10 protein-coding genes are annotated in these 16,181 nt (G+C 24.9%); all 10 read left to right on the top strand.

Features of this window, described 5'->3' with window-relative positions; all coding sequences use genetic code 4:
• Positions 1-125: 125 nt before the first annotated feature.
• The 10 genes from AACL15_RS03020 (at position 126) to AACL15_RS02975 (ending at position 16,142) form a co-directional block, all read left to right on the top strand.
• Positions 126-614, top strand: a complete 489-nt coding sequence (locus tag AACL15_RS03020; protein ID WP_339033332.1) for a PTS glucose transporter subunit IIA — start codon at positions 126-128, stop codon at positions 612-614.
• 211 nt (positions 615-825) lie between these two features.
• A complete protein-coding gene (locus tag AACL15_RS03015) occupies positions 826-1,044 on the top strand; it encodes a hypothetical protein (protein ID WP_339033331.1) in 219 nt (72 codons plus the stop codon).
• 1,448 nt (positions 1,045-2,492) lie between these two features.
• Positions 2,493-5,120, top strand: a complete 2,628-nt coding sequence (locus tag AACL15_RS03010; RefSeq protein WP_339033330.1) for a glucose PTS transporter subunit IIA — start codon at positions 2,493-2,495, stop codon at positions 5,118-5,120.
• Between the two features lie 109 nt (positions 5,121-5,229).
• Positions 5,230-6,459 carry a serine hydroxymethyltransferase gene (glyA, locus tag AACL15_RS03005; RefSeq protein WP_339033329.1) on the top strand — a complete coding sequence of 410 codons (1,230 nt, stop codon included), beginning with the start codon at positions 5,230-5,232 and terminating at the stop codon, positions 6,457-6,459.
• A 127-nt stretch (positions 6,460-6,586) separates the two neighbouring features.
• Complete coding sequence (locus tag AACL15_RS03000; RefSeq protein WP_339033328.1) at positions 6,587-7,375, top strand: ribosome-inactivating family protein; 789 nt, start codon at positions 6,587-6,589, stop codon at positions 7,373-7,375.
• Positions 7,376-7,708: 333 nt separating this feature from the next.
• Positions 7,709-10,594: a cation-translocating P-type ATPase gene (locus AACL15_RS02995; RefSeq protein WP_339033327.1), complete on the top strand. Its 2,886-nt coding sequence runs from the start codon at positions 7,709-7,711 to the stop codon at positions 10,592-10,594.
• Positions 10,595-11,129: 535 nt separating this feature from the next.
• Positions 11,130-12,059, top strand: coding sequence for a hypothetical protein (locus AACL15_RS02990; protein ID WP_339033326.1), 930 nt, complete (start codon positions 11,130-11,132; stop codon positions 12,057-12,059).
• Positions 12,060-12,061: 2 nt separating this feature from the next.
• The gene (locus AACL15_RS02985; RefSeq protein WP_339033325.1) at positions 12,062-13,195 is read left to right on the top strand and encodes an SGNH/GDSL hydrolase family protein; all 1,134 of its coding nucleotides are present in this window, start codon (positions 12,062-12,064) and stop codon (positions 13,193-13,195) included.
• Positions 13,196-13,219: 24 nt separating this feature from the next.
• On the top strand, positions 13,220-15,325 hold the full coding sequence (locus tag AACL15_RS02980; protein ID WP_339033324.1) for an MOLPALP family lipoprotein: 2,106 nt from the start codon (positions 13,220-13,222) through the stop codon (positions 15,323-15,325).
• Positions 15,326-15,443: 118 nt separating this feature from the next.
• Positions 15,444-16,142 carry a hypothetical protein gene (locus tag AACL15_RS02975; protein WP_339033323.1) on the top strand — a complete coding sequence of 233 codons (699 nt, stop codon included), beginning with the start codon at positions 15,444-15,446 and terminating at the stop codon, positions 16,140-16,142.
• Positions 16,143-16,181: the final 39 nt, after the last annotated feature.

The following is a 16,181-nucleotide window of genomic DNA, read 5'->3' as shown; positions in this document are numbered from 1 at the left end:
GAAACTTTTTCTATTTTTGTTTCATTTTTTTTGAAACTTTCCAAATTTAAAAGTATTTTCCTATTAGCAAAAAGTTATTAACTTTTATATCAAATTATGAAAATATTACAATGAGGAGGAAAACAATGGAAATTAATTTATATTCACCAGTTGATGGTGAGATAAAAAAATTAAAAGAATGTAACAATGAAATGTTTGCTAAAAAAATGTTAGGTGATGGCTTTATTATAATGCCAACATTGGGCAATTTTAATGGTTTTAGTGATAAAGCAACAGTAACTATGGTTTTTAAAGCATACCATGCCTATGGTTTTAATATTGAAGGTTTAGATTTCTTGGTTAATGTTGGAATGGATACTATTGCCTTAAAGGGAATTGCATTTTCTACAAAATTAAAAATTGGGGATATAGTTGATAAAAATGATAGTCTTTTTAAAGTGGATTTAAATTATTTAGAGAAAAATTGTTTATCAAAAGAAACAGCTATTGTTTTTGATATTAATGATTTAAGTGAATATAAAATAAATAATTTAAAAATTGGTAATATTAAACAAGGAGAATTACTTTGTACAATAACATATAATTTTTTTCCTAGAAATCAAAAAAAAATTTAGAATCCTCAATAGACACGAAGGAGTTTTTAATGTTTCTAATAAATATGAAAATGTGCAAATTTGATTAATGAATTAGTAAATGACAATTATAATTATGAAGTGATATATAGTTGTATTACAAGATTAATTTAAAATAGAGAATAAAACTTAGTTGATACTGAAAAATTTAAAAAGTTAATATTGTTAAGAAAACTGTGCAAAAATACTCTGTATGCAGATTATAATTGTGCAGGATGTCTATAAAATAAAATACAAGTTAATAAAATTATACTATTACTCAATAAAAATTAAAAACAAATTAGTTTATGAAAATGAAAATGTATCTTTTATAATAAAAATATTAGTAGTTCTATCACAAATTATGGTTAAAATGATTTCATTAATCGTGGGAAAAGGTTTAATTCAAGCAATTATTGCTATTTTGATTTAAACTAATTTGATACCCAATATTATTTTTAATCAAATACAACAAGAGAGAGTATTCATAACATAAGCAAGTATTGGTTGAATTATTTTATTCATTATAGGTGTTTCTAGTAACATTTTTATGGGTTTAATGATTGCAGTTTCTACAACTAATTATTTTTAAGTTGTAGGGGATTATGGGAGTTGTTCTCTGTTCATTATTTTATTTTGGTATGGAATTGTTTGAATTTTTTTTTTTTTTTTAATATTTTATATGAAAAAAAATCACTTTAGGAATTGGAATTGGTATATTTATTGCTATATTAAAAGTTGCAGTAATATTTGGATTACATATGGTATTGTAATCATATTCATGATTCACCATTTAGCAACGAGTGGGAACAAAGCGTTTATTGTATTGGTTGTTGAATTTGAGTATGTTCTCAAGTTGGTGGCTTAATTGGAGTTATCTTAATTACTAAAATACAATAGTTAAAAAGGATGCAATTGGAATACTTCAAGCCAGATTTTTTGGTATTACAGAAACAATTCCATATTGAATAAATTTACCAAAAAAATCATTAATTTCCAGAAGTAGCAGGTTCATTTGTAGAACTAGCTTTTTCAAGTATTTTAAATGTAACTAAAAGAGCGAATATTAGAATTGGGGGGTATTGAAATTAATTTGTTTTTTTGTAGAGCCTCAATTAGCTGGAAAAGGACCAATTATTCCAATTAAAAATGGTTCTTTTTATTTGTTAGAATGTATATTATTAATTTAATTATCTATTGCTTTTAGTAAAACGTCTTATAAAGAAAGAAAAAGTGAAAAAACATTGCTAATAAGACAATTAAAGAATTGATTATTTCAAATAAATTAGAATAAGGTTTAAATAAACAAGAACTTGTTTCTTTAAAAGAAAAGCTAAATAAAGTTTTAACAAATTTAGATAAAGAAACTTTAAAATTAATAAAAGCTATGTAGAAAAATATTGAAAGATAAGTATTTAATAAGTAAATCAAATTTTTATTTAGTATATATATAAAAATTGATGATTCTCAAAAAATACACACTTTAGTTCAAAAAAGTAAAAATCTATTTAAAAAATAGATTTTGACAAATTAAAATATCGAATTTCAAAAATTGAAAAAAGTTGTAGAAGAAATTTTGAAATCAATTTCTCTTAATAGAAATATTCATAATGAACTGAATGCAATTATTTTAATACTTTTAATAGTTTTAAATTCACTATGAATTATTAAAAAGTAAGCAGCAAAAAATTAATGTAGATTTGTTTATAATAAATCTAAAAAAATATGAATTTAAGATATCATATATAGAGTTTTTTTAAAAAAAAGAAAATTTACATATTACTTGAAAATACTTTCACTTATTGAAAGTATTTTCATTTTGGAAAAAATATTATATTTTATATTAATTTATGGAAATATTACTAATAGGAGGAAAAGTAAATGGAGATTAATTTATATTCACCAGTTGATGGTGAAGTAAAAAAAATACAAGAGTGTAATGATTCAATGTTTGCTGATCGCATGTTAGGCGATGGAATAGTTGTTATTCCAGAATCAAATAATTTTAAAGCTTTTTTTGATAAAGCAAGGGTTACTATGATATTTGATACGTATCATGCATATGGTTTTGATGTGAAAGGTTTACAATTTTTAATTCATTGTGGAATGGATACAGTATCGCTTAATGGTAAAGGTTTTTCTACAAAATTAAAAGTTGGAACTAAAGTTCTTAAAAATGATGATATTTTTACAGTCGACTTAAATTTATTAAAAGAGAAAAATATTTCAAAAGAAACACCAATTGTATTTGAAATTAATTCTTTAATTGATTATACAATTAAAGAATTAAAAGTAGGTAAAGTTAAACAAGGAGATTTACTTTGTAAAATATCTTATACCTTAAAAGAAAAACAAGAAGATCAAGATTTGAAAACAATAACAGACCCAGTTGAATTTTTTAATGTTTCAAACAAATATGAAAAAGGAGCAAAATTAATTAATCAATTTGTTGGAACTAAGAGAAATTATAATGAAATATATAATTGTATGACAAGATTGAGATTTAATATTAAAAATAAAGAAAAAGTTGATATTGAAGCAATCAAAAAAGCTCCACTTGTTAAGGGAGTAGTTTGAAACGGGCCCGAGTTACAAGTTGTAATTGGTCAAGATGTTTATAAACTAAAAGATGAAATAGTAAAGTTAAATACTGAAGAGCATACTTTAAATGTTTCAATGGGTCTTAATAGTGAAAAAGAGACTTTTTTTAGAAAAATGTTAGCAATGCTTTCGGGCATTATGACAAAAATAATTCCTATAATGGTTGGAGCGGGTTTGGTTCAAGCAATTATAGCAATTTTAATGCAAGCAGGAATAATGCCCAATATTGTCTTTAAAAGTCCAGGACCTAATGATGTTTTAATAACAGAAGCAGGAATTGGATGAATAATTCTTTTCATTGTTGGTAGGTCAACTACTTATTTTATGGGAATAATTATTGCAGTTTCTGCAGCTAATTATTTTAAATTAGAGGGACTTATGGGAGTTGCTCTTGGTGTTATTCTCTGTTCACCCTTACTATTTGGTGATGGAGGGCGTTTAGGAATGGGAAATGATTTTTTAATCTTTGATTTTGGAAACATTGACACTGGAAATCCTATGCTAGATGAAATAACAAAAATAAGGATTAATACAATGAATACAAAAATATTTGTAATTGTTGGTGCAATATATACTGCAAAAAAATTAGATACTTGATTAAAAAGAGTAATTCCAGTAGCTTTAGAATTAATGTTTAGACCATTTATTGTTATTCTTGTAGTTAGTCCTTTATCATTTTTTGGTTATGGAATAGCTTGAAATTTCTTTGAAACATTATTTGGTGCATTAACATTTTACTTAGGTCAAATACCAATTGGTATTGGAGTTGGTATATTTACAGCTATGTGACAAATAACTGTTATTTTTGGTTTACATATTATGCTAGGAATGATCTCAATGTTAGAACATATTTCAAATGGGGGTCAAAGTATATATGGAATAGGTCCATCAATATCAATTTGAGCACAAGTTGGAGCATTAATTGGAGTTATCATAATTACTCAAAATGCAAAACTAAAAAAAGAGGCAATTGGTATGCTTCCAGCGGGATGTCTTGGGATTACAGAACCAATTCTTTATGGAATTAACTTACCTAAAAAGAGACCTCTAGTTTCAGGGGTATGTGCAGCATTTATAGCTGGGGCATTTGCAAATATTATGGGTGTAACACAAAGATCACAAAGTGGTTTAGGGGTTTTTTCAGCTATTGGTTTCTTCTCTGACCCAATATATAATGGTGAAGGAAAACTTTCGCCAGTATCAAATGGTCTAATTTATCTAGTAGCATGTGCAATGTCAATTTCTCTAGCGATACTTTTCAGTATGTTAAGTTATAAAGAAAGAGAAACTGAAAAAACCTTATTAACTAAAACCTTTAGAAAGATAACTACTATATCATTATTAGAACTAAATTTAAATAAAAATGATCTTCAAAAAATGAAAACAGAGCTGAAAGAAAATTTAAATCTTTTGGATAAAAACACTTTAAACTTAATAAAATCTGTAGAAAAAAATATTCAAAAATGAGTAAAATCAAAAGAAAAACTAAATTCTTTAATTTCAAGTGAAGAGATGAAAAAGGAGAAAATAATTAATAAAGGAAAAAAATTGGTTGCTAATAAAAAATATGAAAAGGCGCAATTTTATATAAAGAAATATAATGAAATAGATAATCTTGATAAAATTAATTTATTAAAGATTGTAATTGAAAATCAATATAAACTTATTGATTTTGAGAAATTAAATCAAACTATTGATAAAATTAATAAAGGTATTAATAAAAATATTTCAAACTCTAAATTCATTAATAAAGCCATAAAAAGAGATATTCAAGCAATTATTTTTAATAATATAAATAGTGTCCAAATTCACTATGATTTATTAGATAATAAAATACCAGATATCAATTTAAATGAGATAATCAATGAGAAAATAGCAGAAAAAAAATTATTAAAAAGTAATCTATAATTATTAAAATAAAAATTATTATATAAAGTTAGTTTTCTTTAAAATAATAAACATTAAAAACAATAAATCTAGTATTATTTTTATATATAAAAGTTTAAGGAGAATAACTATGAAAATGAGTCCAATAATTGAAGAATCATTAAAAAATGAATTAAAACGTCAGCAAAATCATATTGAATTAATTGCATCAGAAAACTATGTTTCAGAAGAAATTTTAAAATTAAATGGTTCTGTTTTAACAAATAAATATGCTGAGGGTTATCCGGGTAAAAGATATTATGGTGGGTGTCGCTATATTGATGAAATAGAATCTTATGGAATAGAATTAGCAAAAAAAATATTTAAAGCTGATCATGCAAATATTCAACCTCATTCTGGAAGTCAAGCTAATGAAGCAGCCTATAGAACTTTGATAAAACCTGGTGATACTGTACTTTCAATGAGTTTAGATGCTGGTGGTCATTTAACACATGGTTATCCTATAAACTTTTCTGGACAATTATATAACTTTGTTTTTTATAAAGTTAATAAGAAAACAGAAGAAATTGATTTTAAAGAAATTAATGATTTGGCAAAAAAACATAAACCAAAATTAATTCTTGCAGGAGCAAGTAGTTATACAAAAATTATTGATTTTAAAAAATTTAAAGAAATTGCAGATAGCATTGGAGCTTATTTTATGGTTGATATGGCTCACATTGCGGGACTTGTAGCAGGCGGGGTTCATCCAAATCCCTGTGAATATGCAGATGTTGTAACAACAACAACTCATAAAACTTTAAGAGGATCTAGAGGGGGATTAATTCTTTGTAAGGCTAAATTTGCAAAAAAACTTGACTCAACAGTTTTTCCTGGAGTGCAGGGGGGACCTTTAGAAAATCAAATAGCAGGTAAAACTCAAGCCTTATTTGAAGCTGATAGCCAAGAATTTAAGGAATATGCAAATCAAGTTGTAATTAATGCAAAAAAATTAGCAAAAACTTTAAGTAAAAATGGTCTAAGATTAGTAGCTAATGGGACAGAAAATCATACAGTAATTGTTGAAGTTAAAGATTCAATTGGAATTACTGGAAAAGAAGCTGAAAGTATTTTAGAAGCGATTGGTATAGTTTCAAATAAAAATATGATTCCATTTGATCAAGAAAAACCAATGCATGCTTCTGGAATAAGATTAGGAACTCCAGCAATGACTACAAGGGGTTTTAAAGAAACAGAATTTGAACAAGTTGGCAATATTATTGCAAGTATTTTAAAAGACCATAGTGAAGAAAATTTAAAAGAGTTAAGCAAACAAGTTAAAGATTTATGTGATAAATTTCCAATATATGAAAATTTATAATATGAATAACTAAATAATGAATAAAATATTTTTATTCATTTATTTTACAATAATATATATCTTTTTATAAAATATTGCTATATAAGGGGAGTAAGGGTGGGATTATGAAAGAAAAGGAAATAATCAAATGATAAAGTTATTAAGTTTAATAGGTGCTTTAACAATTTCTGTTGGTTCAGGAATTGCAGTAAGTCCAATAATAGAAAAAAATATAAATCAAGAAAACATAAGTCAGTATGCAAAAGAAATATATACTGAAACATTGTTGATTAGCAATTACAAAAATGAAATTAATAAAATAGCAAACAACTTATTAAGCAATAAAATTGTTAGTAAGGAAAACCAAAAAAATAATGATAATAAAGATATGCTTGTTATTGATGGTAATAACAATGAGTACTTTACTTTAAGTGTAATTGATGACGATAATGAACTAAAAGAAGCTAAAGTGGATTTAGTAATCAGTGCACAAAATTTATACTTGGAAGGTTTTGTATCTAACAATACATACCATCATTTTAGTGATTCACAAATTAAAACTGTTAAAAATTATAAATCAAATGATTTAAAGTATTCAGGTAATTATAATTCTTTAATTGGAAGTAATCAGATGACAGTGACAAGTCAATCAATTCATAATACTATTAAAGTACTTGAAAAATTTGATGGAGATAAACCTATTTCAATTCAAAAGCAATTGGTACAAATAATAATGATTACTTCTGAATCACTGAGATTTTTTAGTATAAGAAATGCTTCATCAAATATTTTGACATCAAATTTTACGCCAGAATGACAAAAAGAGATTAAACCACTTTTATTAAATTGGAATAAATATTCAAAAGAGTTTCACGAAAATAATCAAACAAATGCAAAAAAATTCATAAGAATTTTAAATAGGAAAAGTAGTTATTAATTTAATTAAATATTTTTTCTAATATATAATATTTATAGATAAACAAAGACCAGTTAACGGTCTTTTATACTTTTGGTAATCAGTTTAGTACTGGTCTTTTTTATTTCAAACAAGTAAAATAAAAAATGAATTAATTTTTAGAGAGTGAATATACTTTGTCAAGTATACAAAATGTTTTTTTATAAAGTAAGACAAAGTTACTTGTTAATATGCAGGGAGATAATCACTTATTACTTATATCTTATACAACCCATCAAATATTATATTTGGTAAAATTCTTTTTATTTTGTTATAATTTTATATATAAATACAAAAAAAGAAGTGGAAATAAATATGGATGAAAATCTCTTAAGTTCTAATAAAGAACTTGAAAAAAAATTAGAAACCAATATCAAAGAGGGTTTAACTACTCAAGAAGTTTTAGAAAAACAACAAAAGTTTGGGAAAAATGAACTTCCAAAAGGTAAAATTACACCTTGATATTTAATATTTTTAAAAACTCTAGTAGAGCCAATTTTATTAGTATTAATGGGTGCTGCAGTTATTTCAATTATTGCACCAATAATATCTAATAAAGGTCATATTGAAGCATCTGAATTTATTGATGCAATTGTTATTTTTTCAATTGTTTTAATTGATGCTATTTTAGAAACTGTACAAACAATTAAAGCGCGAAAGTCAATGGATGCTTTGAAATCACTATCTAAACCAAAAACCGTTGTTATTAGAAATGATATGCAACAAGAAATTGATGCATCAGAATTAGTACCAGGCGATATTGTTGTTTTAGAAGCTGGTAAATATGTGCCAGCAGAGTTAAGAATCATTGAAGCAAGTGACTTATCAATAGATGAATCAATTTTGACAGGTGAGTCAGTACCTGTTCAAAAGACTCATTTAGCTTTAAAAGAATCAACAACAATTTTAGCTGATATGAAAAATATAGCATTTATGTCAACTTTTACAACTTCAGGAAGAGCTATTGGATTAGTTATTAAAACTGGAGTTGAAACTGAAATTGGAAAAATTGCTAAATCAATTAATGAAAATGAAGAGGAATCAACACCTTTAGAAAAAAAATTAAATTCTTTTACTTATTGAATAAGTGGTTTGAGTTTTATTTTAGCGATTCTAATTTTTACAACATTATTTTTCAGTGGTGATCAAAGAGCATGAGCAAATTACTTAATGGTGGCAATTACATTAGCAATTGGAGTTATTCCAGAATGTTTAGCTGCAGTTGTTTCAATTACTTTAAGTATTAGTACTAAAAAAATGGTTAAGCAAAATGTTATTATTAAGAAACTCCAGGCAGTTGAAACCTTGGGTAATGTTAATTTTATTTGTACGGATAAAACGGGAACTTTAACTCAAAATAAAATGACAGTTAAAAAGATGATTATGGATAATAAAGTTATTGCTTCAAAGGAATATGCTAAAGAGAAAAATGATAAACATATGGACCTCTTTTTAAAAGCATTAGTTTTATGTAATGATTCAGTTACAGAAGGTAATGAAAGAATTGGTGATCCAACAGAGTTAGCACTTGTCGATTTTGCTGAAACAATAGGATATGATGAACAAGATTCACGTGATGTTTGACAAAGAATTGATGAAATGCCTTTTGACAGTGAAAGAAAAATGATGACTACTGTTAATAAAATTAACAAAGTAAATACAACATTTACAAAAGGTGCAATTGATCAATTATTGCAAAGATGTACTAAAATAATGGTGGATAATGTCTTAAGAAATATTACAGAAGAAGATAAAAAAATGTTATTAGAAGCAGCAACAGAGCTTTCAAAAGATGCTTTAAGAGTTTTAGCATTTGCATATCATTTAAACTATGATAAATTAAAAGATAAAAATAACTTGGAACAAGATTTAGTATTTTTAGGTGCTGTTGGAATGATAGACCCTGTTAGAGAAACTGCAGTTAATGCAGTTAGATTAGCTCATGAGGCTGGAATTGAAGTTGTAATGATAACAGGTGATCATGCTGTAACTGCTCTTGCTATTGCAAGAGATTTAGATTTAGCACATTCAGAATATGAAGTTATGAGTAGTAATACTTTAAATCAATTAGATGACAAACAATTATTAAGAGTAATTGAACAAATAAAAGTATTTGCTAGAGTAAATCCTGAACATAAAGTAAGAATTGTGGATGCTTTAAAACAAAAGGGTAATATTGTTTCAATGACAGGTGATGGGGTTAACGATGCACCAAGTTTAAGCAAAGCTGATATTGGTGTTGCAATGGGAATCACTGGAACTGATGTTGCAAAACAAGCAAGTGATATTATTTTAACTGATGATAACTTTGAAACAATAATTAAAGGTGTTAATGAAGGTAGAAACGTTTATCAAAAAATTAAAAGAGCAATTGCTTTTGTTATTGGAGTTAATTTAGCTAATGTTTTAGCAATATTTATTCTTTCAGTAATTAATACAGTTTCTCCATTAGAAGCTACAAATATATTATGAATGAATTTAATTGTTGAATCAATTATTGCTTTATCAATGGGTATGGGTTCAAATGACCCAACTTTAATGAAAATAAAGCCAGTTAAGGGTAAGAATTCATTATTTAAAGGTTTAGGTTATACCTTATTTAAAATAATTTTATTTACAACAATTGCTTCAATTGGAGCATACTATTTTGGAATGATGTTTGTAACAGATGATTATTTAAAAGAAATTTTAGGTGATAATTACAACCTAAGCTGACATCAAGCTTTAAGAAGTAATGATTTTAGTGTTGAACAAAAAATCAACATTGGAAATTTTGGAAGAACTGCAATGTTTGTAACAATAACTTGTGCTCCATGTTTCTATGCAAACTTTATAAAATTATCAAATTGAAAATCTGATAAAAAAGTAAATTTAATAGTTAATAAACCTTTATGAATTGCAAGTATGTCAGCAGTATTAGTTAATTTAGCTGTAATTATGATTCCTGGATTTAATGAAAAAATATTAAATCTTGCATCAATTAGTAGTTACAATAGCAGCAATTGATACCTAATTTTAGGAGCACTTGCAATATCACTTATTCCAGTATTGTTTATGTTATTGTTAGATGGAATAACATTTGGAATTTATCATTATAGACCAGATCCTTGAAGAAGAAATAGAATTTTAGCTCAAGAATTGGTAGAAATTGATATTCAAAAAGAAAAACAAAAGAGAAGAAGTAAGAAAAAAGCAAATTAATAATAAAATTATTAAAAATTCCTAAACTCATTTATTTTAAATGAGTTTTTTTTATTTGATTGTACAATTAAATAAATTAGAAAAAAGTTTTATATTAAGCAATATTTAACACTTTTTAATTTTTAAAAAAATTTTTAATTTTTCTCAATTTAAGTTCAAAAACCAAAAAAAATGAGCTAAAAAGGTTAAATTACATAAAAATATTTTAGTTTTAATAAAATATTTTTATGTAATTTAATTTTGAATTTATCATAGATTTTTAACACTTATATAACCCTTTAAAATGGGACTTTTATAAGTGTTATTTTTTATGTTATTTTTTTAAATAGATAAAATTCAAAAAAGTCAAGTCAAATTAAACTCATCAATAAATTGTTATACCTTTTTTAAAGGAGTATATTTTTTGTAAGCCTATTTTTAAATAGATAATTTTTTTTATTAAAATTAGGTGGAAAAATAATTAGCTTTACTTTATGAGTTATTTTATTTTTTTAAGTTAAAAGGGGATAGGAAATTTAGAGAAGGGTTTATCAAAATGAAACAGAAATTCAAAAATTTTCTTAATGAGAAATTGAAATTGAAAATAATAATTTCATCATCGATAGTTGGCTTTTTATTTCTATTTAGTTTTTTGATGGTGGTTCCAGGATTAGGAATTGAATCAAAAAAGTTTATTAATAGCATTGAAAAGCAAATAAAAATCATAATGCCTAAAGGTATGTATGTAATTGATGGTCAAGATGTAGTTTATGAACAAGTAATGAATACAGCTATTAAAAGTGCATACACAAGTGATGCACTTTCAACAATCAATTATTATGAAGATAGTAATTATGCTGTTAAAAAAGAAGACTACATTAATTTTTCAAATGAATGATTTGAAAAAAGATGAGGTGATGATATTAGAAATCAAAGAGATGTTGATTTATACGAATTAGGAATGGACTTAATTAAATTTGATCAAGCAGTTGCTACAAAGTTTTTAAGTTATGGTTATGTTCATGCAGGAATTCAGTGAATGTTTAAAAATGGAGGATTAAAGGAAATTTTTTCTTCTCAATTTTATGAACAAGCAAAAAGAGATCAAACAATTATTAATCAAGAAACTTATGATTCTTGAATGAAATATGAGGGTCCTGGATTAAATGGAATTAAAGTAGAAAAAAGTTTAGGAACAATGATAGTAAATAATAAAGTTTGATTTTTAAATAGACAAATTGAAAATATAAAATTTGGTTTGAATATTTTAGGACATAGTATTTTTAAAAATAAAGAGTTAAACGAAAATAATATGTCAAAGACAAAAGTCACTTTTGATGAATTATCTTATCCATTTTTTACAGAGACTTTAAAAGTTCTAAGAACTGGAATTATTATATTTTTTATTTTTTTAGGAATTGTTTTACCAATTTATACAGCATTTTTAACTATCTGAATAATCAATTTAAAGAAAGGAAATAAATAAGTATGAAAAAAATATTAGCAATTCTTTCAGCAGTTAGTTTACTAACAGTTTCTACATCAGCAGTAGTATCATGCATACCAACAGCAACTGAAATTAATTTTGATTTCGATAAAAATATTGGAACTCAATTTGATACTAGATTTGCAAAAGATACAAGTGACGATAAATCTAACCATAAAGGTTTTTCAAACTTTTTTACACTAGGCGATTCATTGAGTGATCAAGGTGGTTTGCAAACTGTTGGAAAAGATCAATTTAATATTGAAATTAAAATGTCAGGACAATATGTTGGAGGATTTAGTAATGGATTAACAACAGCCGCTCTAATAAATGAAGAACTAAACTTTTCAAAAGAAGAATTTAAATCTTCAAATTTAATTCATAAGCCTGATATTGAATTAAATGGAGAAAAAGTATGAGGAAAAAATTATTCTGTTGGAGGAGCAACAGCATATGATTCATCAGGAGCGACAGCTTTATTATTGGGAAATACGGGGATTTATAAGCAAGCACAAGCTCTTGTAGAACAACAAAAAATTCACGAGGATGACTTATTTTTAGTGGAAATAGGTGGAAATGATATGTTTGCAATATTAGATAATCTAAATAACTCAAATAAGCGAGAAGAAATTATGCAGAGTGCTTTATTAAATATTAAAAATGCTCTTTATACTTTACTAAATAATGGAGCTAAAAAAATAGTTTTTTTATCTCCTCCAGATATGACGTTAATTCCAAAATATTATAAGGCTAATCAAACTAATAAAGAAATAATTAAAATGATTGGTGATGATTTTAATTATGAAATTTCAAAAATTATTAAAAAGGCTAATAAAATGTTTAATAATTTAATTTTGTTTTTTGACCTTTATACAAGATTTGGTGAAATTACACAAGAATTTCAAAACTCAGGACCTAATAAAAATATTACAAAAGAGTTATGTGATTCAACCTCACCAGATTTAAGTGGAATTGATTTAACTAATTTTGAATTACAAGCAACTGTAAAACCAGAAAATGTGGGCAAAGAAGAAGACTTTTTCTTCTTAGATTATGTTCATCCAACAAAAAATGGACATAAATTTGCTAAAAAAATTATTTTTAATGAAATTGAATCAAAATGAAATGAAGAATAAACTAGAAAAGAGATGAATTTTAAAATGAAAAAATTATTAAGTTTAATAGGAGCCATGACATTAATGGCTTCGCCAATTGGAGCTGTTGTAGCGTGTGGAAATAAAAATGCAAAGGAAGAAGAAAAACCTGATAAAGTTGAAGACAACTTTGAAACTGCAGAAAGACAAGATACAATCTCAAAATTAATGTCTCAATATGCAAAATCACTTTATTTAAATCAAAATGAATTATCTGATGGTGAAACACATTTTAGTTCAAAATATATGATGGAAAATAATGTAAAAAATGAATACTTAAAAACACTTAATCTAACTGATTTTAATGAATCAGAAGGTGTAGAAGGTAATGCTAAGTTTTATAAAGTTGCAGATAAGTATTTTAATACAAATGACTTATTAGCATCTGACTTGAAAATATCTGATAATGTTTATCAAGATTATGTTCTAGATCCAAGTGCACCTGATGAAGGAATTGTTGATATTGTTAAAAATACATTACCTACAATACTATCACTATTATCAGATCCCACAACTTTGCAACAATTATTAGGAGTAGTTGCAAGTAATCCTTCAATGATAGGGTCAATTATTTCTCCTGATTTACTTAAAACTTTAGGAAAAGTTTTAAATCAAGATAATTTAAAACTTTTGGAAAATGCTTTTAGTAATAAAATATATGCAAATATGAGTTATCAAACAGCGTTAGATTCAAGTATGATAGGATTATCAAATGCAGTTAATAAATTATTAAATGGTAGTGAAACAAAATTGTCTTATGAAACTCAAGCAGATGTAGAACAAAATATTGATAGTGCAACAACTAATTTAGCAGATAATATCTCAAATTTAATGAGTGGTACAGCTGAGTTAAAAATAGATTTCATTAGCAATATTGACTCTATTGCTGAAGTTATTCGTTTTATAAGAACATTAGTAGTTTATATGGAACAATTTAGTTATGAGGAAATGACTTCTTCAGTATTAACTTTAGAAAAGATTGAAGAAAAAAGAAATCAGATTTTTAATTCTAATTCAATTGATATTAAACAATTATTTAAAAAGATAAATTACATGGTAAATGATGATCTATCAGGAGTTGTATTTAAGAATTATATTGGAATTTTATTTGCAACAAATTCTAAAAACTTTTCAATTGGTAAACAATTTACAGAAAATGTAAATGATGGATTAATGGGTTTACTTTCAAAAATTGGAGTTAAAGCTATGAAAGAAGAATCTATTAATATAATCATTTCAAAAGTATATGTAAATTCAATGATAAGGTCTATTATAAATGGTGGTTTAAATTCAAGTTATGGAGGAAGTTTATTCTCTACTGTAATTGGAGCTCTTGTAACAATGCCAGGTATTCTTCCTAGTCCTGTTAAAGAATTAATGCAAAAAATTACTAGTGTTTCAGGAGAAGGGAAAAAGTTTAAATCAGATTGAATGGGTTATTTATGAAATAACACTAATGAAAATTTTAATTTCTCTATCAGAGATTTAATGTCAAAACCTATGAATGAAATTAGTTTATCAGGATTATTAGGTGAAGAAAAAACTTCACAACCAGAGGATGAACAAAATCCAACTGAACCGGCAAAAAGATTTAATGAAGCTAAAGCAAGTTCAATGAATTTTTTAACAAATAAATCTATTAAAGAACTTGTGAATGAATTCAATACAGAATTTAGTTCAACTACAAAATCAACAATTAACTTTTCCGATTTTGGTGAATTAATGGCTCGTTTTGCAAAAGATTCAACACTTGAAAAAGCTTTAAATGACATTGATAATATGTTTGAAATATTAGGTTATAATAGTGATGGATCACTTAAGGAAGGCTCAGTTTTTGAGCAATTATTTAAAATTCTAAATGATGAAGATGAATTGATTGCTAAAATGAGTAATATTCTATCAAAATGAATAAAAGAAAGTAATCAAGAAGTAACTGATTTAAAAAATCAAGCCGAAGAATTATTTAAAAAATTAACAGTTAAAACTGAAATTAAATCTGTAAATAATTTTAGATATACTGTAAATGACGGAACAAATGAATTAGTATTTGATATTGCCATGAAATATAAAAATAAAAAATTAGTAGTTTCAGAAATTAAATTAATTGCATAATAAAAAAGTAGTAAAACAATTATGAATATTTATTTATAATTGTTTTTTTATTAATTATAAAAGTTATTTTTCTATTAAAATATAACTATAAACAATATAAAAAAATGGAGAGTTCTGTATGCGTAACTATAAAAAAAATAATGTCAAAAAATTATACATGCTATTAGTTTTATCACATCTGATTATTATTTTTTTTCAGCTTTTTTTAAAAATTCAAAAAATGGTTTTTTATATAGCTATTCAATTTACATTAATAATAAATACAATAATAATTACATCAGTATGCTTTTGAATTGTAATTGAATCAATAGTTTTTTTTAATAAAATTAAAAAAAATTTTATTAATTTTAGAACCTTTAACTATATTAAAAGATTTAATTATCTAAATGATTTTTTTAAATTAATATTAATTACTGTTCCTATTTTTATTTCTAGTGAATACAAAGCAATAGAATACTTTTTAAACTCAAATCAAATTGTAAAAAGTTGAGAATTTTTCTTAATAATTGGTTTTTCAATAATAATTTCTGCTACTTGTTTATTTATCTCTTTATTTTTCATATTTGAAAAAATAAGAAAAAAAATAAAATTTGAAATAACTGAAAAATTATTTTTTGTGATCTCAAAAATAATGCAACCAAACTTAGTGTCTTTAGAATATATTAATTTTACAAAGGAATTACTGCGAAAATTTGAACTATACTTTATAACTTTTTTAGAAAAAAATAATTTTGTAGAGCAGATTATTAATTGGAAAAAAAGTTTTCATCTTAAAATATTTAAAAAAGGAGTAACTCCTCCATCACTTATTTTTTAATGTACATATAATGGTTATTAAAAAATAGGAGGAAACTAA

The sequence above is a fragment of the Spiroplasma endosymbiont of Cantharis rufa genome (assembly GCF_964019665.1).
GTDB lineage: Bacteria > Bacillota_I > Bacilli_A > Mycoplasmatales > Mycoplasmataceae > Spiroplasma_A.
This window is presented reverse-complemented; position numbering and strand designations above follow the sequence as displayed.